Source organism: Vitreoscilla filiformis (assembly GCF_002222655.1).
GTDB lineage: Bacteria > Pseudomonadota > Gammaproteobacteria > Burkholderiales > Burkholderiaceae_C > Ideonella > Ideonella filiformis.
Window position 1 is genome coordinate 3,125,502 of sequence record NZ_CP022423.1, and the last position, 22,079, is coordinate 3,147,580.

21 protein-coding genes and 1 tRNA gene are annotated in these 22,079 nt (G+C 64.2%); 7 read left to right on the forward strand and 15 right to left on the reverse strand.

Features of this window, described 5'->3' with window-relative positions; translation table 11 throughout:
• Positions 1-23 precede the first annotated feature (23 nt).
• From VITFI_RS14770 to VITFI_RS14790, 5 genes are all read right to left on the reverse strand, one after another.
• Positions 24-728 carry a succinate dehydrogenase iron-sulfur subunit gene (locus VITFI_RS14770; protein ID WP_089417622.1) on the reverse strand — a complete coding sequence of 235 codons (705 nt, stop codon included), beginning with the start codon at positions 726-728 and terminating at the stop codon, positions 24-26.
• Between the two features lie 23 nt (positions 729-751).
• Positions 752-2,551, reverse strand: coding sequence for a succinate dehydrogenase flavoprotein subunit (gene sdhA / locus VITFI_RS14775; protein WP_089417623.1), 1,800 nt, complete (start codon positions 2,549-2,551; stop codon positions 752-754).
• A gap of 19 nt (positions 2,552-2,570) precedes the next feature.
• Positions 2,571-2,933, reverse strand: coding sequence for a succinate dehydrogenase, hydrophobic membrane anchor protein (gene sdhD, locus VITFI_RS14780; protein WP_089417624.1), 363 nt, complete (start codon positions 2,931-2,933; stop codon positions 2,571-2,573).
• A 20-nt stretch (positions 2,934-2,953) separates the two neighbouring features.
• Positions 2,954-3,382 (reverse strand): succinate dehydrogenase, cytochrome b556 subunit, encoded by a 429-nt coding sequence (gene sdhC, locus VITFI_RS14785; protein WP_089417625.1) that lies wholly within the window; start codon positions 3,380-3,382, stop codon positions 2,954-2,956.
• Between the two features lie 171 nt (positions 3,383-3,553).
• A complete protein-coding gene (locus VITFI_RS14790; protein WP_198301512.1) occupies positions 3,554-4,324 on the reverse strand; it encodes a GntR family transcriptional regulator in 771 nt (256 codons plus the stop codon).
• A 274-nt stretch (positions 4,325-4,598) separates the two neighbouring features.
• On the opposite strand from VITFI_RS14790, the gene VITFI_RS14795 reads away from it, so the two are divergent.
• The 4 genes from VITFI_RS14795 (at position 4,599) to VITFI_RS14810 (ending at position 9,896) form a co-directional block, all read left to right on the forward strand.
• Positions 4,599-5,585, forward strand: a complete 987-nt coding sequence (locus VITFI_RS14795) for a malate dehydrogenase (RefSeq protein ID WP_089417626.1) — start codon at positions 4,599-4,601, stop codon at positions 5,583-5,585.
• Positions 5,586-5,745: 160 nt separating this feature from the next.
• Positions 5,746-6,765, forward strand: coding sequence for an HpcH/HpaI aldolase/citrate lyase family protein (locus tag VITFI_RS14800; protein WP_089417627.1), 1,020 nt, complete (start codon positions 5,746-5,748; stop codon positions 6,763-6,765).
• A 26-nt stretch (positions 6,766-6,791) separates the two neighbouring features.
• Positions 6,792-9,377, forward strand: a complete 2,586-nt coding sequence (acnB, locus tag VITFI_RS14805) for a bifunctional aconitate hydratase 2/2-methylisocitrate dehydratase (RefSeq protein ID WP_089417628.1) — start codon at positions 6,792-6,794, stop codon at positions 9,375-9,377.
• Between the two features lie 102 nt (positions 9,378-9,479).
• A complete protein-coding gene (locus VITFI_RS14810; protein ID WP_089417629.1) occupies positions 9,480-9,896 on the forward strand; it encodes an endonuclease domain-containing protein in 417 nt (138 codons plus the stop codon).
• A gap of 371 nt (positions 9,897-10,267) precedes the next feature.
• Here VITFI_RS14810 and VITFI_RS14815 read toward each other — a convergent pair whose 3' ends face one another.
• The 3 genes from VITFI_RS14815 to VITFI_RS14825 all read right to left on the reverse strand — a co-directional run bounded on the left by VITFI_RS14815 (position 10,268) and on the right by VITFI_RS14825 (position 12,639).
• Complete coding sequence (locus VITFI_RS14815) at positions 10,268-10,843, reverse strand: peroxidase-related enzyme (RefSeq protein WP_089417630.1); 576 nt, start codon at positions 10,841-10,843, stop codon at positions 10,268-10,270.
• Positions 10,844-10,939: 96 nt separating this feature from the next.
• Positions 10,940-11,605 carry a 3'-5' exonuclease gene (locus VITFI_RS14820; protein WP_198301513.1) on the reverse strand — a complete coding sequence of 222 codons (666 nt, stop codon included), beginning with the start codon at positions 11,603-11,605 and terminating at the stop codon, positions 10,940-10,942.
• Positions 11,602-12,639, reverse strand: a complete 1,038-nt coding sequence (locus VITFI_RS14825) for a CDP-6-deoxy-delta-3,4-glucoseen reductase (protein ID WP_089417632.1) — start codon at positions 12,637-12,639, stop codon at positions 11,602-11,604. The genes VITFI_RS14820 and VITFI_RS14825 overlap by 4 nt, the downstream gene beginning before the upstream one ends.
• Before the next feature lie 54 nt (positions 12,640-12,693).
• On the opposite strand from VITFI_RS14825, the gene VITFI_RS14830 reads away from it, so the two are divergent.
• Positions 12,694-13,695 carry an NAD-dependent epimerase/dehydratase family protein gene (locus VITFI_RS14830; protein ID WP_232476630.1) on the forward strand — a complete coding sequence of 334 codons (1,002 nt, stop codon included), beginning with the start codon at positions 12,694-12,696 and terminating at the stop codon, positions 13,693-13,695.
• Here VITFI_RS14830 and VITFI_RS14835 read toward each other — a convergent pair.
• The 4 genes from VITFI_RS14835 to VITFI_RS14850 form a co-directional block, all read right to left on the reverse strand.
• Positions 13,628-14,080: a MaoC family dehydratase gene (locus VITFI_RS14835; RefSeq protein WP_089417633.1), complete on the reverse strand. Its 453-nt coding sequence runs from the start codon at positions 14,078-14,080 to the stop codon at positions 13,628-13,630. The genes VITFI_RS14830 and VITFI_RS14835 overlap by 68 nt on opposite strands.
• Positions 14,080-14,751, reverse strand: a complete 672-nt coding sequence (locus tag VITFI_RS14840; protein ID WP_089417634.1) for a rhomboid family intramembrane serine protease — start codon at positions 14,749-14,751, stop codon at positions 14,080-14,082. The genes VITFI_RS14835 and VITFI_RS14840 overlap by 1 nt, the downstream gene beginning before the upstream one ends.
• A 1-nt stretch (position 14,752) precedes the next feature.
• On the reverse strand, positions 14,753-15,337 hold the full coding sequence (locus tag VITFI_RS14845) for a rhomboid family intramembrane serine protease (protein ID WP_089417635.1): 585 nt from the start codon (positions 15,335-15,337) through the stop codon (positions 14,753-14,755).
• 94 nt (positions 15,338-15,431) lie between these two features.
• A tRNA-Leu gene (locus VITFI_RS14850) sits at positions 15,432-15,516 on the reverse strand.
• Positions 15,517-15,671: 155 nt separating this feature from the next.
• Here VITFI_RS14850 and cysM point away from each other — a divergent pair.
• Together cysM and VITFI_RS14860 are read left to right on the forward strand one after the other, a co-directional pair.
• A complete protein-coding gene (cysM, locus tag VITFI_RS14855) occupies positions 15,672-16,577 on the forward strand; it encodes a cysteine synthase CysM (RefSeq protein WP_089417636.1) in 906 nt (301 codons plus the stop codon).
• 8 nt (positions 16,578-16,585) lie between these two features.
• The gene (locus VITFI_RS14860; RefSeq protein WP_089417637.1) at positions 16,586-16,813 is read left to right on the forward strand and encodes a sulfurtransferase TusA family protein; all 228 of its coding nucleotides are present in this window, start codon (positions 16,586-16,588) and stop codon (positions 16,811-16,813) included.
• Positions 16,814-16,872: 59 nt separating this feature from the next.
• Here VITFI_RS14860 and galU read toward each other — a convergent pair whose 3' ends face one another.
• The 3 genes from galU to VITFI_RS14875 form a co-directional block, all read right to left on the reverse strand.
• Positions 16,873-17,739: a UTP--glucose-1-phosphate uridylyltransferase GalU gene (gene galU / locus VITFI_RS14865; protein ID WP_089417638.1), complete on the reverse strand. Its 867-nt coding sequence runs from the start codon at positions 17,737-17,739 to the stop codon at positions 16,873-16,875.
• 84 nt (positions 17,740-17,823) lie between these two features.
• The gene (locus VITFI_RS14870; protein ID WP_089418191.1) at positions 17,824-20,667 is read right to left on the reverse strand and encodes a valine--tRNA ligase; all 2,844 of its coding nucleotides are present in this window, start codon (positions 20,665-20,667) and stop codon (positions 17,824-17,826) included.
• 44 nt (positions 20,668-20,711) lie between these two features.
• Complete coding sequence (locus VITFI_RS14875; protein ID WP_089417639.1) at positions 20,712-22,076, reverse strand: DUF58 domain-containing protein; 1,365 nt, start codon at positions 22,074-22,076, stop codon at positions 20,712-20,714.
• Between the last annotated feature and the right edge of the window lie 3 nt (positions 22,077-22,079).

A 22,079-nucleotide genomic window follows, 5' to 3' on the forward strand; every position in this document is an offset into this window, starting at 1 on the left:
CAGGCGTGCTCGGGGAAGGGCGATCAGATCGCGCGACGCACCATCAATTCCTTGATCTTGCCGATGGCCTTGGTCGGGTTCAAACCCTTCGGGCACACGTCAACACAGTTCATGATGGTGTGGCAGCGGAACAGGCGGTACGGGTCTTCGAGGTTGTCCAGACGCTCGGCTGTGGCTTCGTCGCGGCTGTCGGCGATGAAACGGTAGGCTTGCAGCAGACCCGCCGGGCCCACGAACTTGTCCGGATTCCACCAGAAGCTCGGGCAGCTCGTCGAGCAGCTCGCGCACAGGATGCACTCGTACAGGCCGTCCAGCTCCTCGCGCTCTTCAGGCGATTGCAGACGCTCCTTCTCGGGCGGCAGCGTGTTGTTGATCAGGTAGGGCTTGATGCTGTTGTACTGCTTGAAGAACTGCGTCATGTCCACGATCAGGTCGCGGATCACGGGCAGACCGGGCAGCGGACGCAGAACCACCACGTCCGGCAGCGAACGCAGGTTGGTCAGGCAGGCCAGGCCATTCTTGCCGTTGATGTTCATGGCGTCCGAGCCGCACACGCCTTCGCGGCAGGAACGACGGAACGACAGGGTGGGATCCACGGCCTTCAGTTTGACCAGGGCGTCCAGCAGCATGCGTTCGTTGCCAGCGAGCTCCAGCTCGATGGTTTGCATGTAGGGCTTGGCGTCCTTGTCGGGGTCGTAGCGGTAGATCTGGAAGGTGCGCTTGGTCATGGTCAATTACTCCTGCGGCGTGCTTAGAAGGTACGAACCTTGGGCGGCACGCTGTCCACCGTCAGGGGCTTCATGTTCACGGGCTTGTACGACAGGCTGTTGGTGGCGCTGTCCCACAGGGTGTGCTTGAGCCATTCCTTGTCGTTGCGGCCCAGCGGGAATTCCTTGTCGTCAGCACCGCGCTCGTAGTCGTTCACGGTGTGGGCGCCACGGCATTCCTTGCGTGCAGCGGCGGACACCATCGTGGCCTGTGCGGCTTCGATGAGGTTGTCCACTTCCAGCGCTTCCATGCGGGCGGTGTTCCAGACCTTGGACTTGTCCTTCAGGGTGATGTTGGAGACACGGCTGCGCACTTCGGCAATGCGCTTGACGCCAGCGTCCATCAGGGCCTGGGTACGGAACACGCCAGCATGACCTTGCATGCACGAACGGATGTCGTTGGCCACGTCTTGCGCGTATTCGCCCGAGGTGTTGGACTCCAGGCGAGCCAGGCGGGCCAGCGTCTTGTCCATGGCGTCCTTGGGCAGCGGCTTGTGGGCCTTGGGCTCGTTCTTGAGCGCCGACACGATGTGGTTGCCCGACGCACGGCCAAACACCACCAAGTCCAGCAGCGAGTTGGTGCCCAGGCGGTTGGCGCCGTGTACCGACACGCACGAGCATTCGCCCACGGCGTACAGACCGTTGACGACGCTGCGGTAGTTGTCGCCCTGCGGCACAACGACCTGACCATTCACGTTGGTCGGGATGCCACCCATCTGATAGTGGATGGTCGGCACCACGGGGATCGGTTCCTTGGTGATGTCGACGTTGGCGAAGTTGTGGCCAATTTCGTACACCGAAGGCAGGCGCTTCAGGATGGTGTCGGCACCCAAGTGGGTCATGTCCAGCACCACGTAATCCTTGTTCGGCCCGCAGCCGCGACCTTCCTTGATTTCCTGGTCCATGCAGCGCGACACGAAGTCACGCGGGGCCAGATCCTTCAGGGTCGGGGCGTAACGCTCCATGAAGCGCTCGCCCTTGTCGTTGCGCAGGATGGCGCCTTCGCCACGGCAACCTTCGGTCAGCAGCACGCCCGCGCCGGCCACGCCGGTGGGGTGGAACTGCCAGAACTCCATGTCTTGCAGCGGGATGCCAGCGCGTGCGGCCATGCCCAGGCCGTCACCGGTGTTGATGAAGGCGTTGGTCGAAGCCGCGAAGATGCGGCCAGCGCCACCGGTGGCCATCAGCACCACTTTGGCTTCCAGCGCGTACAGCTCGCCGGTTTCCAGTTCCAGGGCGCTCACGCCCACCACGTCGCCAGCGGCATCGCGCAGCAGATCCAGGGCCATCCACTCCACGAAGAAGTTGGTGCGGGCCTGAACGTTGCGTTGGTACAGGGTGTGCAGCAGGGCGTGACCCGTCCGGTCAGCCGCCGCGCAAGCACGTTGCACCGGCTTTTCACCGTAGTTGGCGGTGTGGCCGCCGAACGGACGCTGGTAAATCGTGCCGTCCGAGTTGCGGTCGAAGGGCATGCCGAAGTGTTCGAGTTCGTACACGACCTTCGGGGCTTCACGGCACATGAACTCGATGGCGTCTTGGTCACCCAGCCAGTCCGAGCCCTTGATGGTGTCGTAGAAGTGATAGTGCCAGTTGTCTTCCGACATGTTGCCCAGCGAGGCACCGATGCCGCCCTGCGCAGCCACGGTGTGCGAGCGCGTCGGGAAGACCTTGGAGAGCACGGCCACGTTCAGGCCAGCCAGAGAGAGTTGCAGCGAGGCGCGCATGCCGGAGCCGCCGGCACCGACGATCACAACGTCAAACTTGCGCTTGGTCACTTGAGTCATTGTTGTTCCTACCAGCTAATCACAGACGCCACAGGACTTGCACGGCCCAGCCAGCGCAACCCACCACCCACACGGCGGTGAAGACATGCAGCGCCAGACGCAGACCGACGGGCTTGACGTAGTCCATCCAGATGTCGCGCACACCCACCCAGGCATGCCAGGCCAGCGAGACGATCAGCGAGAAGGTCAGGAATTTCATCCACTGGGCGGCGAAGATGCCGGCCCACTTGTCGTAGCCCATTTCGCCGGGCATCAGCACCTGCACCAGCAGAACGATGGTGAACAGAGCCATCAGGACGGCGGTGACACGCTGCACCAACCAGTCACGCAAACCATAGTGCGCGCCCACAGCCAGGCGCTTGGAACCGTAGTTGACTGCCATTTTTAATCGCCTCGGGTGGATCAGTACAGGCCGAAGAGCTTGGCGCCCAGCAGCACGGTCAGGGTGGTGCCGATCACCAGGGTGATGATGGCCGAGCTCTTGCCCTGTTCCTTGCTCACGCTGTGGGTGGCGTCCATGATCAGGTGGCGCACGCCAGCGGTGAAGTGGTGCAGATAGCCCCACATCACGCCCAGGGTGACCAGCTTGACCAGCCAACCCGGCACGAAGCCGATGCCTGCGTCAAAAGCGCTGCGGAACGTCTCGAACGACACCTCCGAAGACACGCTGGTGTCGAACAGCCACACCACGAAGGGCAGCATCAGGAACAGGATGACGCCGCTGATGCGGTGCAAGATCGAAACGATGCCGGCCGGGGGAAGCCGGTAGTTGCGGATTTCCGTCACATGGATGTTACGGAACTCCGGCCGTTGCTTGAGCGTGTCTGCCATGGGGGTTTCCTTGTTGTCGCTCGGGTCTTCGGGAGGGGAGGAGGTAATCGCGGTGAAACCTGAGGATTTTATTGCAACGCATCAAACTTTCGGGGGCCTTGCCACAGCGGGGCTGTCATGCTTGCCGCGTCAGTTTTGATGCATTTTTCGATGCCAATTTCAGGTTGGGCGCTAACTCAGCTCGTTTCGGTAGTAGTGGGAAGCGGTGGTGTAGAGCCCGCGCCGCAGCTCGACGGGGCGGTCGCCATAGGTGAAGGACAGGCGTTCCACGCTCAGCAGCGGTGCCCCAGACGATACCGCCAGCAGCGTCGCTGACGTGGCATCGGCAGCCACCGCACGGATTTTTTCTTCGGCGCGGATCATGCGCACGCCGAATTCGGTTTCAAACAGGCCATACATCGGCCCAGCGTATTGAGACAGGCGCTCAGCAGTCAGCCCCTTGAAGGGCGCAGCGGGCAGCCAAATGTCATCCAGCACCACCGGTGCGCCATTGCGGGACAGGGTGCGGCGCACCCACACCACGCTCTCACCCGACTTGAGCCCCAGCGCCCGCGCCACTTCAGCGGGAGCGCGCATGCGCTTGCAATCGAGGAACTGCCGCGCCATGCCGGAGGGGCTGCCATCGTCCGGCATCAAGCGCAAGAAGCGGTATTGGATGTGGTCTTCAGCGTGGGTCGCCACGAAGGTGCCCTTGCCTTGGCGGCGCACCAACAGGTTCTCGGTGGCCATTTCGTCAATGGCTTTGCGCACTGTGCCTTGGCTGACCTTGAAACGGGCTGCCAATTCCATTTCGCTGGGAATGGCTTCGCCTGGTTTCCACTCGCCGGCTTGCAGACTGCGCACCAGCAATGCCTTGATCTGCTGATACAGCGGGCTGAACGCCGGCCCCGGCGCCACGGCGGCCTCCGGCTCGGCAGATTCAGGAAGGGTCAAGGCAGACATGGGGCGCATTGCAGCACAGCGTGCTTGGTAAGTCCAGCGTGTCGTGTCAATTGTCTTATATAAGACATAAGAGCGTTGACACCCCCCGGGTTGGCACTTAGACTCAATGGCTAAACTGAACGCTTTCACGCGCCGGACACGGCACACAGCTAGCAGTAAGTTCCTTGGGGCACGATGCTCGGTTGCATCTGCTGCGAGGGAGCCGGGCTGCACTGTGGCACTGTGCCAAGACGCAACACCGTCCGCTCCCCAAACCCCTCTCGGAGACCTCTGAATGAGCAAGACCCCCATGCGCGTGGCCGTTACCGGCGCTGCTGGCCAAATCGGTTACGCCCTGCTGTTCCGTATCGCTTCCGGCGAAATGCTGGGCAAGGATCAGCCCGTCATCCTGCAATTGCTGGATCTGCCGCAAGCCCAAAACGCCTGCAAGGGCGTGATGATGGAGCTGGAAGACTGCGCCTTCCCGCTGCTGGCCGGCATGATCGCCACCGACGACCCGGCTGTGGCTTTCAAGGACGCTGACGTCTGCCTGCTGGTCGGTGCCCGTCCCCGTGGCCCCGGCATGGAGCGTGCTGACCTGCTGACCGCCAACGGCGCCATCTTCACCGTGCAAGGCAAGGCCATTGCCGAGAACGCCAAGGAAGACGTCAAGGTGCTGGTGGTGGGCAACCCCTGCAACACCAATGCCTACATCGCCGCTGCCGCCGCCAAGAAGGTTGGCCGCACCAACCCGGCCAACTACCACGGCATGCTGCGCCTGGATCACAACCGCGCACTGAGCCAACTGGCTGCCAAGACTGGCCGCGACGTGGCCAGCCTGAAGCAACTGGTGGTGTGGGGCAACCACTCGCCCACCATGTACGCCGACTACCGCTTCTGCACCTCCAACGGTGACAGCGTCAAGGAACTGGTGAACGACGCCGTGTGGAACAACGACGTGTTCCTGCCGACCGTGGGCAAGCGTGGCGCCGCCATCATCACCGCTCGCGGTCTGTCGTCGGCTGCTTCGGCAGCCAACGCCGCCATCGACCACGTGCGCGACTGGGTGCTGGGTTCCAGCGAATGGGTCACCATGGGCGTGCCTTCTGACGGCTCCTACGGCATCCCCGAAGGCATCGTGTTTGGCTTCCCTTGCGAGTGCAAGGACGGCGGCTTCAAGATCATCCAAGGTCTGGACATCGACGCTTACAGCCAAGAGAAGATCAACCTGACCCTCAAGGAACTGACCGACGAGGCCGCCGCCGTCCAGCACATGCTGTGATGGTGCGTGTCACGGTGCGCCGCGCCCCGCCTGGTGTAAACCGCCGGCCCGTGCGCGTGCCGTGACCCGAACAAAGCCGGATGCCGCCCCTGTCGCGGCCCCGGCTTTTTTCTTGCCCAAAACTCGCGGTTCTGCCGCCCCTGCTGCCCCCTCCCCCGCCATGACCGCTTTGCGCCACCCCCAGGACGTGCTGTTTGAAGAAGGCGACGCCGTGCCCCAACTGCCGGTGTGCGACCACTACTGTGGCGTGGAAGTGCGCATGCGGAAGAGCCTGCAACTGCAAGCCGAACTCGGCCCGGTGTTCGATGTGACGCTGGATGGCGAGGACGGTGCCCCCGTCGGCGGTGAAGTCGAGCACGCGCATTTGATCGCCGAGCTGGCCAGCTCCGAGCTGAATGCCTTTGGCCGCGTGGGCGCCCGCGTGGTGCCGTTCGATCACCCGGCGTTTGTGCCGATGCTGGAAGTGCTGCTGCCCAAAGCCGGCGCCCAGCTCGCTTACCTGATGATCCCCAAGCCGCGCCACTTCGATGATTTGAAGCACGCGGCGGACACCATCGACCAGTTGAGCACCCAAGCGGGCCTGCAACGCGCCATCCCGCTGCACGCGCTGGTCGAAACCCACGGCGCACTGCGCGACGTGTTCCAGATGGCGGCGCATCCGCGCATTGAATCGCTGTCCTTCGGGCTGATGGATTTTGTGTCGGCGCACCGGGGTGCGATTCCGCAATCGGCGATGGGCTCGCAGGGTCAGTTCGAGCACCCGCTGGTGCTGCGCGCCAAGCTGGACATCGCTGCCGCCTGCCACGCCGAAAGCAAAGTGCCTTCGCACTGCGTCGTCACCGAGTTCAAGGATGCGGACGCCCTGCGCGCCTCGGCCCACCGCGCCAGCCGCGAGCTGGGTTACACGCGCATGTGGAGCATCCACCCGGATCAGATCCGCCCCATCGTCGAAACCTTCACGCCCAGCGCGGATGAAATTCATCAAGCGCTGGAGATCATTTTGGCCGCCCAGGCCGCAGACTGGGCGCCGATCCGCCACACCCACCAGGGCCGCGTGCAACTGCACGACCGCGCCAGCTACCGCTATTTCTGGCAGGTGCTGCAAAGCGCGCACCGCACGCTGGCGCCGGCACAACAGCCGACCGAACTGGTTTCGTTTTTCACTTCCCATCAGGATTGATGGTTCACCCCCAGGAGAGCACTTCCATGCTGCAAGCCTATCGCCAACACGCTGCTGAGCGCGCTGCGCTCGGCATCCCCGCGCTGCCGCTCGATGCCAAGCAAGTGGCCGAGCTGATCGAGTTGATCAAGAACCCGCCCGCTGGTGAAGAAGCGTTCCTGATGGACCTGCTGACCCACCGCGTGCCGCCGGGTGTGGACGACGCCGCCAAGGTCAAGGCCAGCTTCCTGGCCGCCGTTGCCGCAGGTGACTTGGCCGTGGGCCTGGTCTCCAAGGCCAAGGCCACCGAGCTGCTGGGCACCATGGTGGGTGGCTACAACGTCAAGCCGCTGATCGACCTGCTGGACGACGCTGAAGTGGCCGACATCGCTGCCGCCGGTCTGAAGAAGACCCTGCTGATGTTCGATTACTTCAACGACGTGACCGCCAAGGCCACCGCTGGCAACGCCAAGGCCCAGGAAGTCGTGCAGTCGTGGGCCGATGCCGAGTGGTTCACCAGCCGCCCGGAAGTGCCGAAGTCCATCACCGTGACCGTGTTCAAGGTGCCTGGCGAAACCAACACCGACGACCTGTCGCCGGCTCCGGACGCCACCACCCGCCCGGACATCCCGATGCACTACCTGGCGATGTTGAAGAACACCCGCCCGGATGCCGCCTTCAAGCCTGAAAAGGACGGCGTGCGCGGCCCGATGCAGTTCATCGACGACCTGAAGCAAAAGGGCAACCTCGTGGCCTACGTGGGCGACGTGGTGGGCACCGGTTCGTCGCGCAAGTCCGCCACCAACTCGGTGGTGTGGGCCACCGGCCAAGACATCCCCTTCGTGCCGAACAAGCGCTTTGGTGGCGTGACCCTGGGCGGCAAGATCGCCCCGATCTTCTTCAACACACAAGAAGATTCCGGCTCGCTGCCGATCGAAGTCGATGTTTCCAAGCTGGAAATGGGCGACGTGATCGACGTGCTGCCCTATGACGGCAAGATCACCAAGGCCGGCGAAACCGTCGCTGAATTCGCTCTGAAGAGCGAAGTGCTGCTGGACGAAGTGCGCGCCGGTGGCCGGATCAACCTGATCATTGGTCGCTCGCTGACCGCCAAGGCCCGCGACTTCCTGGGCCTGCCCGCCTCGACGCTGTTCCGCCTGCCGCAAGCCCCGGCCGCCAGCAACGCCGGTTTCACCCTGGCGCAGAAGATGGTGGGCCGCGCCTGCGGTCTGCCCGAAGGCCAAGGCGTGCGCCCCGGCACCTACTGCGAACCGAAGATGACCACCGTCGGCTCGCAAGACACCACCGGCCCGATGACCCGCGACGAGCTGAAGGACTTGGCTTGCCTGGGCTTCTCGGCTGACCTGGTGATGCAATCGTTCTGCCACACCGCCGCTTATCCGAAGCCGGTGGACGTGAAGATGCACCGCGAGCTGCCGACCTTCATCGCCAACCGTGGCGGTGTGGCGCTGCGCCCGGGCGACGGCGTGATCCACTCGTGGCTGAACCGTCTGCTGCTGCCCGACACCGTGGGCACCGGCGGTGACTCGCACACCCGTTTCCCGATCGGCATCAGCTTCCCCGCTGGCTCGGGCCTCGTGGCCTTCGGCGCCGCCACCGGCGTGATGCCGCTGGACATGCCTGAATCCGTGCTGGTGCGCTTCAAGGGCGAAATGCAGCCTGGCATCACCCTGCGCGATCTGGTGCATGCCATCCCGCTGTATGCCATCAAGGCTGGCCTGCTGACGGTGGAAAAGAAGGGCAAGAAGAACGTGTTCTCCGGCCGCGTGCTGGAAATCGAGGGTCTGCCTGACCTGAAGGTGGAACAAGCGTTCGAACTGTCTGACGCCGCTGCCGAGCGTTCGGCTGCCGCTTGCACGGTGCAACTGAACCCCGCTCCGGTGGCCGAGTACCTGCGTTCGAACATCGTTCTGATGAAGAACATGATCGCCAACGGCTACCAAGACGCCCGCACGCTGGAGCGCCGCATCAAGTCCGTGGAAGCCTGGCTGGCCAACCCGGAACTGCTGAAGGCCGACACCGACGCCGAGTACGCTGCCGTGATCGAAATCGATCTGGCCGACATCAAGGAGCCGATTGTCTGCTGCCCGAACGACCCGGATGATGCGAAGTTCGTGTCCGAAGTGTCCGGCACCAAGATCGACGAAGTGTTCGTCGGTTCGTGCATGACCAACATCGGCCACTTCCGCGCTGCCGGCGAAATTCTGAAGGGCAACAAGGACATCCCGGTGCGCCTGTGGATCGCCCCGCCGACCAAGATGGACGCTGCCGAGCTGACCAAGGAAGGCTACTACGCCACCCTGGGCGGTGCTGGTGCGCGCATGGAAATGCCGGGCTGCTCGCTGTGCATGGGCAACCAAGCGCAGATCAAGGAAGGCTCGACCGCGATGTCCACCTCGACCCGCAACTTCCCGAACCGTCTGGGCAAGAACACGCAAGTGTTCCTGGGCTCGGCTGAACTGGCCGCCGTGTGCTCCAAGCTGGGCCGCATCCCGACCGTGGAAGAGTACCTGGCCGAAGTGGGCGTGGTCGCCAAGAACGCCGACAAGATCTACAAGTACATGAACTTCGACCAGATCGAAGAGTACGTGGAGACGGCCAAGGCGGTCTGAGCGTCGCGCTCAAGAAACTCACGGGCTGCGCGGTGGCGTGGCCCGGGTGATTAAAAAGCCCGCTGGGGGAACCTGGCGGGCTTTTTTTTTAGGTGATTCACCATGCGTGTCAACAACTTGCCTGTGTTGCGAACGTTTCGCAAGGCACTGCGAAACAACCTCACGCCTGCGGAGGCGAAGCTGTGGACGCTGCTCAAGGGTTCACAACTGGCAGGGCGCAAGTTCAGGCGACAGCACAGCGTCGGCCCCTACATTCTGGATTTTTACTGCCCGTCTGAACGCTTGGCTGTGGAGCTGGATGGTGCGGCGCATGACAGTGCCGAAGCGCAAGCGTACGACCGGGAGCGGGATCTTTTTTTGGAGCAGTTCGGTATCAAGGTTTTGCGGTTTGAAAACAGGTTGGTTTTTCAGCAGACGGAGGGGGTGTTGATGGAAATTCAGAGGGGATTTGGGTGGCACGCGAGAAAACCACCCCGCCCCTGCGGGGCACCCCTCCTTGGAAAGGAGGGGAATGAATAACACCGCCGGCCAACTCTCCCCCTGCCAAGGGGGAGTCCCCCGGAGGGGGAGGGGGTTCTTCTCCCATCCAACTACCTTTCGATAACACGCGGGAGAACCACCCCGCCCCTTCGGGGCACCCCTCCTTGGAAAGGAGGGGAATAAATAACCACCGCCGGCCAACTCTCCCCCTGCCAAGGGGGAGTCCCCCGAAGGGGGGAGGGGGTTCTTCTCCCATCCAACCACCTTTCGATGGCACGCAAAAAAACCACCCCGCCCCTGCGGGGCACCCCTCCTTAAAAAGGAGGGGAACAAATAGCCACACCCACCAACTCTCCCCCTGCCAAGGGGGAGTCCCCCGGAGGGGGGAGGGGGGAGGGGGTTACTCCCGATCAACGCCCCAGCGTGTAGAACTCCGCGTTGGGCCGCATTGCCGTCACATTGGCCATGCGGTTGGAGAGCCCAAAAAAGGCCGTGATGCCGGCAATATCCCAGGCGTCTTCCTCCGTGAACCCATGCTCGCGCAGGGTGGCAAAGTCCGCATCACCCACGGCGTAAGCCTGCGCAGAAACTTTCATCGCAAAATCCAGCATGGCTTTTTGCCGGGGCGTGATATCGGCCTTGCGGTAATTGATCGCCACTTGATCAGCAATTTGCGGATTTTTCGCTCGGATGCGCAAAATCGCCCCATGCGCCACCACGCAATACTGGCACTGGTTGGCGTTGCTCGTGGCCACGACGATCATTTCGCGCTCGGCTTTGGTGAGGGCGCCAGGTTTGTCCATCAACGCATCGTGGTAGGCGAAGAAAGCGCGGAACTCGTCCGGACGGTGTGCCAGTACCAGGAATACATTCGGCACAAAACCCGATTTTTCTTGCACCGCCAGGATGCGCTGGCGGATGTCTTCGGGCACATCGCTCAGCTCAGGCACGGGGAAACGGCTGATCGGGGGCATGGCAGCGGTCATTCAAGACTCCAACAACGAGACCCCGGCGAGTGTGAGCGCCCCCCGTTCAGCTCACAAGCCCCCGCCGCTCAGGGAAACACCCAGGACACGGCCCCTTCACCGCTTGGCTTGTTGGCGCACCCAAAGCTGAATCGCCTTGTCCAACTGGTGTTTGGACAGCGCTTGCACATGCACCATCAACGCATGGCTCACAGGGCAACCCGCCAGCTCGCCCGCGAAACGTTGTGCCAACTCGGCTTGCATCTTCACCCACAACGCGGCGGTGACTTCGGCATCGGACAGCGCCCGGTGCGCCGGCCCGCTGCGTTCGATGCCGCACCACGTCGCCAAATTGCTGAGTTTATGGCTGGGCGCCTCGCTCAGAATGCGCCGCCCCAGCAGCACTGTGCAGGCAAATGACGGCACCGGTGCCAGCGTCACGCCGGCATGGCGGGCTTCGGACACCCAAAAGCTGCGGTCAAATGTCGCGTTGTGCGCCACCATCGGCACGCCCTGCGTGAAGTCCAGCGCCGCCCGCATCACCTCCTCGGCGGGCGGGGCGCTGCGCAACAGGTCATTGGTGATGCCGGTGAGTTGGGCGACGAACGGTGGCACCGGCACATCGCTGCGCATCAAACTGTGGAACCGATCGACGATGACGCCCCCGCGCACCAACACCACCGCCACCTCGGTGGCACGGGCGCCATGCTGCGGGCCCATGCCTGTGGTTTCAAAGTCCACCACCGCGATGGTTTCGCCCATCGCCACGCCCTCGGCGCTCAAGACGCTGAGGCGGCGCGATCGGCAGCCGAAGTAAAACTGTCCGCGAAGAAAGCGTCGGCTGGCAGGCCGCATTGGGCGATGAAATCCCGCTGCGCTGATTCGACCATCACCGGTGCGCCGCAGGCGTAGACCTCGTGGCCGGACAAATCCGGCACATCGGCCATCACCGCTTGATGCACAAACCCTGTGCGCCCGGCCCAATCCGCGCCCGGCTCGGACAACACCGGCACATAGCGCAGCGTGGGCATCTGCGCCACCGCTTGTTCAACCCAGTCTTTCAGGTAGAGATCGGCCTCGGTGCGGCAGCCCCAGTACAGCACCGCCGGGCGGGTGATGCCCTGAGCCTGCATGCGCTCGATGATGGCTTTGAGCGGCGCCAACCCTGTGCCCGAACCCAGCAGTACGATGGGTTTGTCTGACCTTTCGCGCAAATGGAAACTGCCGAACGGGCCTTCGAGACGCACGATCTCTTTTTCCTTCATGGTCGAGAACACCTGATCGGTGAACTTGCCGCCGGGCATGTGGCGGATGTGCAGCTCAATGGCCGCCGGCGTGCCCAAGTTGTGCGGTGCGTTGGCCATGGAATAACTGCGGCGACTGCCATCACGCAGGATGAAATCCACGTACTGCCCGGCCTTAAATTGGAAGTTTTGGGTGGCAGGCAACTGAACGCGCACCTCCATCACATCCGGCGCCAAGCGTTGCAGGCTGAGCACGCGCCCGGGGAATTTCAGCACCGGGAATTCCCCCTCGGCGGTCACGCCACGCGCTTCCACCACGCAATCGGATTGCGGCACGGCCACGCAGCTCAGGATCAGGCCGGCAGCGGCTTCGTCGGTGCTCAGGGCTTTGTCAGCGTAGGTGTTGTGGCGCACTTGGCCTTCAAGCAGCTTGCATTTGCAGGAGCCGCATGCGCCGTCCTTGCAGCCATAGGGCAGGCCAATGCCGGCCCGGATGGCCGCGTTCAGAATGGATTCATCCGCCGCCACGTCAAACGTGCGGGTCGAGGGTTGCAGGGTGATGCGAAACGTCATGGCTCGGCACAGACAGAAAAGGGCCGGGAGCCGGCCCGTACACTGGAAGGCGGATTGTCCGCCATCGCCGTCTGCACCCTGCTGATCATGCCCGTCTTGCCTGCTGTGTTACGCCGCCCCACCTTGCTCATCGTCGGCTGCGGTGACGTGGGCTTGCGCGTGCTGCGCGCCCTCTCGCCGGCGCTGGCGGCCCGGCGCGGCTGGCGCGTGTTGGCGCTGACCTCCTCACCCGAACGGGCCGCTTTGCTGAGAGCCGCCGGCGCCGTGCCATTGCTGGGTAACTTGGATGAACCGGCCACGCTGCGCCGCTTGGCCGGTCTGGCCGATGCGGTGCTGCACCTGGCCCCGCCCCCCAGCACCGGCGCGGACGACCCGCGCACCCGCCACCTCGCCCAAGCGCTGCGCCGGCGTTCTGCACCGCAGCGTTGGGTGTACGCCAGCACCACCGGTGTGTATGGGGACGCCCAAGGGGCGCTGTTCGATGAAATCCGCCCGCTGTGCCCGGCGACCGACCGCGCCCGGCGCCGTGTCGCCGCGGAGCACACATGGCGCGAGGCGGGGCGCAGCGCGGGTGTGTGCGTCAGCATTTTGCGTGTGCCGGGCATTTATGCGCTGGATCGCGTCGGCGGGGATCCACGCGAGCGCGTGCGCCGGGGCGCACCGCTGCTGTGCCCCGCCGACGATGTGTTCACCAACCACATCCATGCCGACGACTTGGCGCGTGCCTGCCTGGCCGCCTTGGCGCGAGGGCGCCCGCAGCGCGTCTACCACGTCTGCGACACGGCCCAGCGCCGCATGGGGGAGCACTTCGACGCCGTGGCGGACGCCTGCGCCCTGCCCCGCCCGCCGCGCATCACGCGGGAACAGGCGCGACAACAACTCTCGCCGGTGCAACTGAGTTTTTGGAGCGAATCGCGCCGCCTGGTGACAACGCGCCTGCACCGCGAACTGCGCCTGACGCTGCGTTACCCCGATGTGCTGGATGCCCTCACCCTGGCCGACGCATCACCACCAAACGCGCCACCAGACGCTGGCACAACTCACCGCGCTGGTTGAGGGTGCTGCACTCCACCGTCACCCGCCCCCGATCGGGTTTGGACGCGGAGGCCGCCACCTCTAACACCCGGCTGACGACGTGCAGTGTGTCCCCTGGTCGCGTCGGGCGCGGCCAAGTCACCTCACCGCCGGCACCGATTACCCCGCTGCCCAGCGGCAAACTCTGCACCAACAGTTTCATGGTGATCGACGCCGTGTGCCAGCCGCTGGCGGCCAGCCCTTGGAAAAAGCTGTGCTCGGCGGCGTCCGGGTCGGTGTGAAACGGTTGCGGGTCGAACTGGCGGGCAAAGGCGACGATTTGTGCTTCATCCAGCGCGTGCTCCCCGCTGCGAAACGCATCCCCCACCGACACATCCTCAAAGTACAGCGGACGCTGTGCGCTCATCACACTTTCTCCTTCGTCGCAGTCGCAGCCCCGGAGGGGCGCCGCCCCAACATCCAACCGCCCAACATGCCGCCCAGGTGCGCGACGTGGGCCATGTGGCCCAGCTTGCCATCCAGCCACGCGGCCCCGGGCAGCCAAGTGGGGAACAGCAAATACAGCTCAATGCCGGCATACACCAGCGCCAGCACCCGCGCTTTGACCTCCAGGCCAGGCAGCAGGGGCAAGCGCTCATCCGGGTAATGCCACGCATAGGCGACCATCAAGCCATACAGCCCGCCCGAAGCACCGATCAGCACACTGCCCGCTCCGAGCCAAGGCGAGACGATCACATGCAGGATCGCCGCCCACAGCACGCTGATGAAGTAGGTTTCGAGGAACCAGGTGCGCCCTCGTTCGGCTTCCAACGGCGGCGCAAACAGCCACAGCCCAAGCATGTTGAACACCAGGTGCAGCCAACTGCCATGCACAAAGCTGTAGGTGATGGGCTGCCACCATTCGAACGCTTCCGAACCGGGTCGAGCCAACCCGAGCACACGCACGACGCTGCGTGCGGCGTCCGGCGATGAACCGAACCCAGCCACCGCCACTGGCACCAGATGCAGCAGGACGCACAGCCCGATCAGCACCCGCGTCCAGCGCTCTGGGCCGTGCCACCATGAGCGCGTGGGCATATCAGCGCCGCCAGGGGCGTACCGACGAGCGGCGCCAGTGTTGCATCATCAGCCAACCGCCCAGCATCCCGCCCAGGTGAGCGAAGTGGGCCACGCCGGTGAAGCCGGTCAGCCCTTGCAGCAATTCCAAGCCGCCGAACACCATGACGAAAGTGCGCTGCTTCATGGGGATCGGAGGGAACAGCGGCATCACCACGCGGTTGGGAAACAAGATGGCGGAGGCGATCAACAGGCCATAGAGCGCACCGGACGCGCCAATCGTCGGCGCCATGCCAGACATGAGCAGGCCGATCAACACCTGGCACACCGCAGCAGCCAACACGCTGGCCAACAAAAACTGCACGTAACGACGGCGGCCCCAGAGCATTTCCAGCTCGGCGCCGAACATCCACAGCCCCAGCATGTTGAAGAACAGGTGCCAAATGTCGGCGTGCAGCAGCGCATAGGTGATCGGCTGCCATGGCATGAAGCGCCCGGAGCCCAGCGGCCACAGGGCCAGCCAATCCAGTGGCAGCAGCCATTGCAGACAGAACATCGCCGTGCAACCGAGCAGCAGCGCTTGAGTAATGGGGGGGATTGGTGGCATGAACCCTCGCAAGAACAACACCGCTACGTCAGCGGGATGCGCAGCGTAGCAAATTTGCGAGGGTCAGAGGGGAAGCATGTGTACCACCTGAGGGTGGTGCCCGGGGCCGGACTCGAACCGGCACACCTTGCGGCGGGGGATTTTGAATCCCCTGCGTCTACCGATTTCGCCACCCGGGCCTGGGTTGGTGCTCCGTGACCAGCAAGGCCACGCGGCAGCAGCAAAGAAGCCGCCATTATGGCATGTGTTGAGCGGCGCGCAAGTCTTTTGTGTGACCGTGATAATCAGCGCCATCTCCCCGACCTTGGCGACCCTTGGGGTTCGCCCGCCCGTCATGTCCGATTACCTCACTTTGGAAGACGCCATCGGCCGCACGCCGCTGGTGCGTCTACAACGCTTGCCCGGCGCCGAGTTGGCCGCACGTGGCAATGTTCTCCTTGCCAAACTCGAAGGCAACAACCCCGCTGGCTCGGTGAAAGACCGCCCGGCCATCAACATGATCCGCCGTGCCGAGCAACGCGGCGACATCCGCCCCGGCGACACCCTCATCGAAGCCACGTCGGGCAACACCGGCATCGCGCTGGCGATGGCAGCGGCCATCAAGGGCTACCGCATGATTTTGATCATGCCGGAAGACCTGTCGATCGAGCGCGCCCAGACGATGAAGGCCTACGGCGCCGAACTCATCCTCACGCCCAAGTCCGGCGGCATGGAGCTGGCGCGGGATTTGGCCGAGCAGATGCAGCGCGACGGCAAAGGCCGCGTGCTTGACCAGTTCGCCAACCCGGACAACCCCGCCGTGCATTACGACACCACCGGCCCCGAACTCTGGGCCGACACCCATGGGCGCATCACCCACTTCGTCAGCGCCATGGGGACGACGGGCACCATCACCGGCGTGTCGCGCTTTCTGAAGGAAAAGAACCCGGCGGTGCGCATCGTCGGAGCGCAGCCGTCGGAAGGGTCGCGCATTCCGGGCATTCGCAAGTGGCCGGAAGCCTACCTGCCGAAAATTTACGACCCGAGTGGGGTGGACGAGCTGGTCTACGTCACCCAGAGCGACGCCGAAGACATGGCCCGCCGCCTGGCTGCCGAGGAAGGTTTGTTCGCCGGCATTTCGGCGGCTGGCGCGTGCTGGGTGGCGCTGCAACTGGCGCAGCGGTTGGAGAACGCCACCATCGCCTTCATCGTGTGTGACCGGGGAGACCGTTACCTCTCCACCGGCGTGTTCCCCGCCTGAGCCGCGCCATGGATGCCGATAAAACCATCGACACCTCGGGCCTGACCTGCCCCTTGCCCATCCTCAAAGCCAAAAAAGCGCTGGCCGAGCTGCAAAGCGGCCAGGTGTTGCAGGTGATCGCCACCGACCCGAACTCGCTGCGGGACTTCCAAGCCTTCGCCAAACAAACCGGCAACGCCCTGCTGGCCCAGCACAACGCGGACGGAAAAATCACCCACTTTCTGCGCCGGCGCTGAGGGCGCATGAAAAAGGCCCGCGTGCAGCGGGCCTTCAAGGGGTGACGGCGTGTGAACGCTCAGAGCGCCAGCGTCTTGAGGTACTGGCGGAAACTGTCCCCCAACTGCGGATGCGCCAGCGCCAGTTCGACGTTGGCTTGCAAGAAACCTTCCTTGCTGCCGCAGTCGTAACGCTGCCCGTCATAACGGTAGGCGAACACTTTTTCGTGGCGCATCAGCGAGGCAATGCCGTCGGTGAGCTGGATTTCACCGCCCACGCCGCGTGGCAAATTGGCAATCTCGCGGAAGATGCTCGGGGTGAGGATGTAGCGCCCAGCCACACCTTGGCGCGACGGCGCTTTATCCGGGTCAGGCTTCTCGACGATCTGCGTGACGTCCATCAACCGGTCGGTGACCTGGGTACCCGCAACGATGCCGTAGCGTTTCGTGTGCTCGGCGGGCACTTCCTGTACGGCAACGATGGAGGCTTGCAATTCAGCAAACTGGTTGGCCATTTGCTGGAGCACGGGCGGCTTGCCCACCATCAGATCGTCCGCCAACAGCACGGCGAAGGGTTCACCGTTGACGACGCTCTGTGCGCACAGCACCGCATGCCCCAAACCCAATGCCTTGGATTGGCGGATGTAGATGCACTCCATGTCATCGGGTTTGATGGAATGCACCAGCGCCAGCAGTTCTTTTTTCTGCGAGGCGGCCAACTCGGCTTCCAGCTCGTAAGCGGTGTCGAAATGATCGGGAATGGCGCGCTTGTTGCGCCCGTTCACAAAGATCATTTGGCGGATGCCGGCGGCATACGCCTCTTCCACAGCGTACTGGATCAGCGGCTTGTCCACCACCGGCAGCATTTCCTTGGGCTGAGCCTTGGTGGCCGGCAAGAAGCGGGTACCCAGGCCAGCCACTGGGAAGACGGCCTTGTTGATCTTCATGAACGGAGTCCTTCCATCAAACATCTGCGTTGAATCGCTTGCGCCCCCAGCGGGCTGGTGCAGGTGGGCGCAAGGATTCTGTCATTAGCCTTGCGGCAGGCGTGCGAGCTGCTCACACAGGCGCGTCAGGGTTTGACCGAAGTCTGCCAAGCGCTGTTGCTCTTGCGCAACGACCGCCGCTGGCGCCCGCGCCACAAAGCTCTCATTGCCGAGTTTGGCCTGCGCTTTGGCGACTTCTTTTTCGATGCGCTCGATTTCCTTGCTGAGTCGTGCCCGTTCGGCGGCCACGTCGATTTCCACCTTCAGCGCCATGCGCGCCGCGCCTTGCACGGACACCGGCGCCATCGCGCTGGCTTGGGCGAAGGCGGCTTCATCGGTGAGGATTTGCACCTCGCTCAGTTTGGCCAGCGTCTTCAGCACGTGGGCGGCTTGGCCGAAGAATTCTGGCTCGCCGATGACGATCAGCGGCACGCGCTCGGCTGGCGAGAGGTTCATTTCGCCGCGCAGCGCCCGGCACGCACCGACCAGGGTTTTGAGCTTGGCCATCCAAGCGTCGCTCACCGGGTCGATCTTGGCGAGGTTGGCTTGCGGATAGGCCGCCGTCACCAGGCTTTGGCCGTCGCCCTCGGTTTTGCGGCCGGCCACCACGGCCACGGTGTCCCACAGCTCGGCGGTGATGAAGGGGGTGATGGGGTGCAGCAGGCGCAGCACCGCTTCCAGCGTACGAATCAGCGTGCGGCGCGTGGCACGCTGTTGCTGTTCGGTGCCGTTTTGGATCTGCACCTTGGCGATTTCCAAGTACCAATCGCAATACTCGTCCCAAACGAATTGGTAGATGGCATTGGCGACGTTGTCCAAGCGGAACTCGGCGAAGCCTTGGGCCACGGCGGCTTCCAGGCGTTGCAGCTCGCTGGCGATCCACCGATCCGCCGGGCTGAAATCCATGTAGCCACCCGGCGAGCAGGCGTCAAGCCCATGTTCCAGCAGCCCACAGTCGTGGCCTTGCGTGTTCATCAGCACAAAGCGCGTGGCGTTCCACAGCTTGTTGCAGAAGTTGCGGTAGCCCTCGCAGCGCTTGGAATCAAAGTTGATGGCGCGGCCCAGCGAGGCCAGCGCAGCGAAGGTGAAACGCAGCGCGTCGGCGCCGTAGGCGGGGATGCCTTCGGGGAATTCCTTTTCGGTGGCTTTGCGCACCTTGGGCGCGGTTTCCGGGCGGCGCAGGCCAACGACGCGCTTGTCCAGCAGCTCGGGCAGGGCAATGCCGTCGATCAAATCCACCGGGTCGAGCACGTTGCCTTCGCTCTTGCTCATCTTGTGGCCGTGCGCATCCAGCACCAGGCCGTGGATGTAAACGTGCTTGAACGGCACTTGGCCGGTGAAGTGCTTGGTCATCATGATCATCCGGGCGACCCAGAAGAAGATGATGTCGTAGCCCGTCACCAGCACGCTGCTGGGCAGGAAGAGGTCTTGCTCGATGGTTTTGGCGGGCCAGCCCAGGCTGGAGAAGGGCACCAGGGCGGAGCTGTACCAGGTGTCCAGCACGTCGGCATCGCGGGTCAGCGGGCCGGTGTAGCCGGCGGCAGTGGCTTGCTCACGCGCTTCGGCTTCGTTGCGGGCGACGAACAATTGGCCGTCCGTGCCGTACCACGCCGGGATTTGGTGGCCCCACCAGAGCTGGCGCGAGATGCACCAGTCTTGGATGTTGTTCATCCACTGGTTGTAGGTGTTGACCCAGTTCTCGGGCACGAACTTCACCTCGCCCGAGTCCACCACCTCAATCGCTTCCTGGGCGATGCTCTTGCCATTGGCGCCCGCTTTGGTCATGGCGACGAACCATTGGTCGGTCAGCATCGGTTCGATGATCTGGCCGGTGCGGGTGCAGCGCGGCACCATCAGCTTGTGCTTTTTCACCTCCACCAGCAGGCCCTCGGCCTCCAGCTTGGCGACGATCTGCTTACGCGCCACGAAACGATCCAGGCCGACATACTCGGCGGGAATGTCTGCCGCTTCGCTCGCGCTCACCTTGGCTTCCAAATCGAAGATGGTGAGCATCGGCAAACCGTGGCGCAGGCCGACCTGATAGTCGTTCTGATCGTGCGCGGGTGTGACCTTCACCACGCCGGTGCCGAATGCCTTGTCCACATACGCATCGGCGATCACCGGCACCAGGCGGCCAGTGATGGGCAGGCGCACTTGCTTGCCGATCAAATGGGCGTAACGCTCGTCCTCCGGATGCACCATCGCGGCGGTGTCGCCCAGCATGGTTTCCGGGCGCGTGGTGGCCACCACCAGCGATTCGTCCGAGCCCTCCACGGGGTAGCGGATGTGCCACAGCGAGCCGTCTTCCTCCGCGCTTTCCACTTCCAGGTCGGACACAGCGGATTTCAAGATCGGATCCCAGCTCACCAGGCGCTTGCCCCGGTAAATCAGCCCTTCTTCGTAGAGGCGCACAAAGGTTTCCGTCACCACCTTGGAGAGCTTCTCGTCCATGGTGAAGTATTCGTGCTCCCAGCTCACCGAGTCGCCCAGGCGGCGCATCTGGCGCGTGATGGTGGAGCCGCTTTGCTCTTTCCACGCCCACACTTGTTGGAGGAAGGCTTCACGGCCCAGGTCGTGGCGGCTCATGCCCTTTTCTTGCAACTGACGCTCCACCACGATTTGCGTGGCGATGCCGGCATGGTCGGTGCCCGGCACCCACAGCGTGTTATGGCCCTGCATGCGGTGGTAGCGCGTGAGCGAGTCCATCACCGTTTGGTTGAAGGCGTGGCCCATGTGCAGCGTGCCCGTGACGTTGGGCGGCGGCAGTTGGACGCAAAACGAAGGCTTGGTGGCGTCCAGCGTCGGCTTGTAGACGCCCGATTGTTCCCACAGCGGTGCCCAGCGGGCTTCAATGGCGGCGGGTTCGAAGGACTTGGCGAGGTCGGTCATGGGCGCATCAGGCATCGGTTGGAAGGGCTGGGATTTTAGGGAGATCAGAGCCGATGGCTGCGTTTGAGCATGCTGTAGTGGTTCACCAGCGTGGCCGGCAGATCGGCGGGCAAGACATCGAGCAGCCACGTCCCCGGGGCGCTCAAACTCGCCAAGGTGCGGCGGTTGAGCTGCCCCAACAGGTGCGCCGTGGCCACCTCGGCCACGCTTTGCGCGGCACCCAGCGGTTGCGCAGCGATGGCCGCCAAGGTCGGATCGCGCAGGCTGGCCACGCTCACCAAATGCCGGCTGCGCAGCAGCGCCAGGGCGGCGGCCAGCTCGGGGGCGTCCTCATCGCGCAGCACCGTCAGCACCACCACCAGGGCGCGGCGGCTGCCTTGCTGCATCAACTCGTGTGCCACGGCGCGAAAGTCCGGGTGTGCCCAGCCGGGCTGCACGTCGTGCAGGGTGGCCATGAGCTGGTCGAGCGTGGCACTGCCCTTGCGTGGCGCCAGCCGGCGCGCTGCTTCGCCGGGTTCATGGCCGAAGGTGATGAGGCCCACCTCATCCCCCGCCTTCAAAGCCACGTGCGCCAGCAGCAGCAAGGCGTTGAGCACCCGGTCGAACTGCTGCACGCCGGGGCGGTTCAACGCATCGTCGGCGCGCTGGCGACGGCCACAGTCCAGCAGCAGCCACACGCGCTGATCGCGCTCATCTTGGAACTGGCGCACCACCGGATGACCGCGCCGCTGCGTGGCTTTCCAATCGATGTGGCGCACCGAGTCCCCGGGCTGGTAATCGGCAAGTTGACGAAAGTCCGTGCCTTGGCCCCGCGCCAACGCGCTGCGGATGCCCACATCGGCCAAGCGGCGGCTGTCGGCCAACCAGGCGTAACGGGCCACTTCGGCGAAATCGGGGAACACTCGCAGCCCCTGCGACGCACCAAGGGCCAACTCCCATTGCCACCAACCTTGCGGCGTGCGCAAACGCACCTGCGCCGGGCCCATGGACGCGGCCCCGCGCCGCAAGGCGGTGACGCTGTAGCGGCACACGCTCACGCCTTCGCCGGGCAAGGTGGCGGCCAGGGGCAGGCCGGTGCAGTCCCAGTGCGGGTCGATGCCGTCGAAGATCAACGCTTGCCAAGCGTGCGGGCCTTCGTGTTGGAGGTGCAGTTGCACCTCACGCGGCACCCCATGCGGCAGCACGGCGGGCAGGTGGCGCGTCAAGGTCAGGGGATGATGGTGCAGCAAGGTGCGGGTGCGCCAGGCGTCCCACCCCGCCACAGCAGCCAGGGCCAGCCAACCCAGCACCGCCAGCAGGGCTTGCAGCGCTGGCGTGGCCCCCGCCACCGCCGCGCCTGCCACGCCGACCCCACAGGCCGCCACCGCGCCGATCAAACGCCGCGTGGGCACCACACGCCACCCCACCACCGC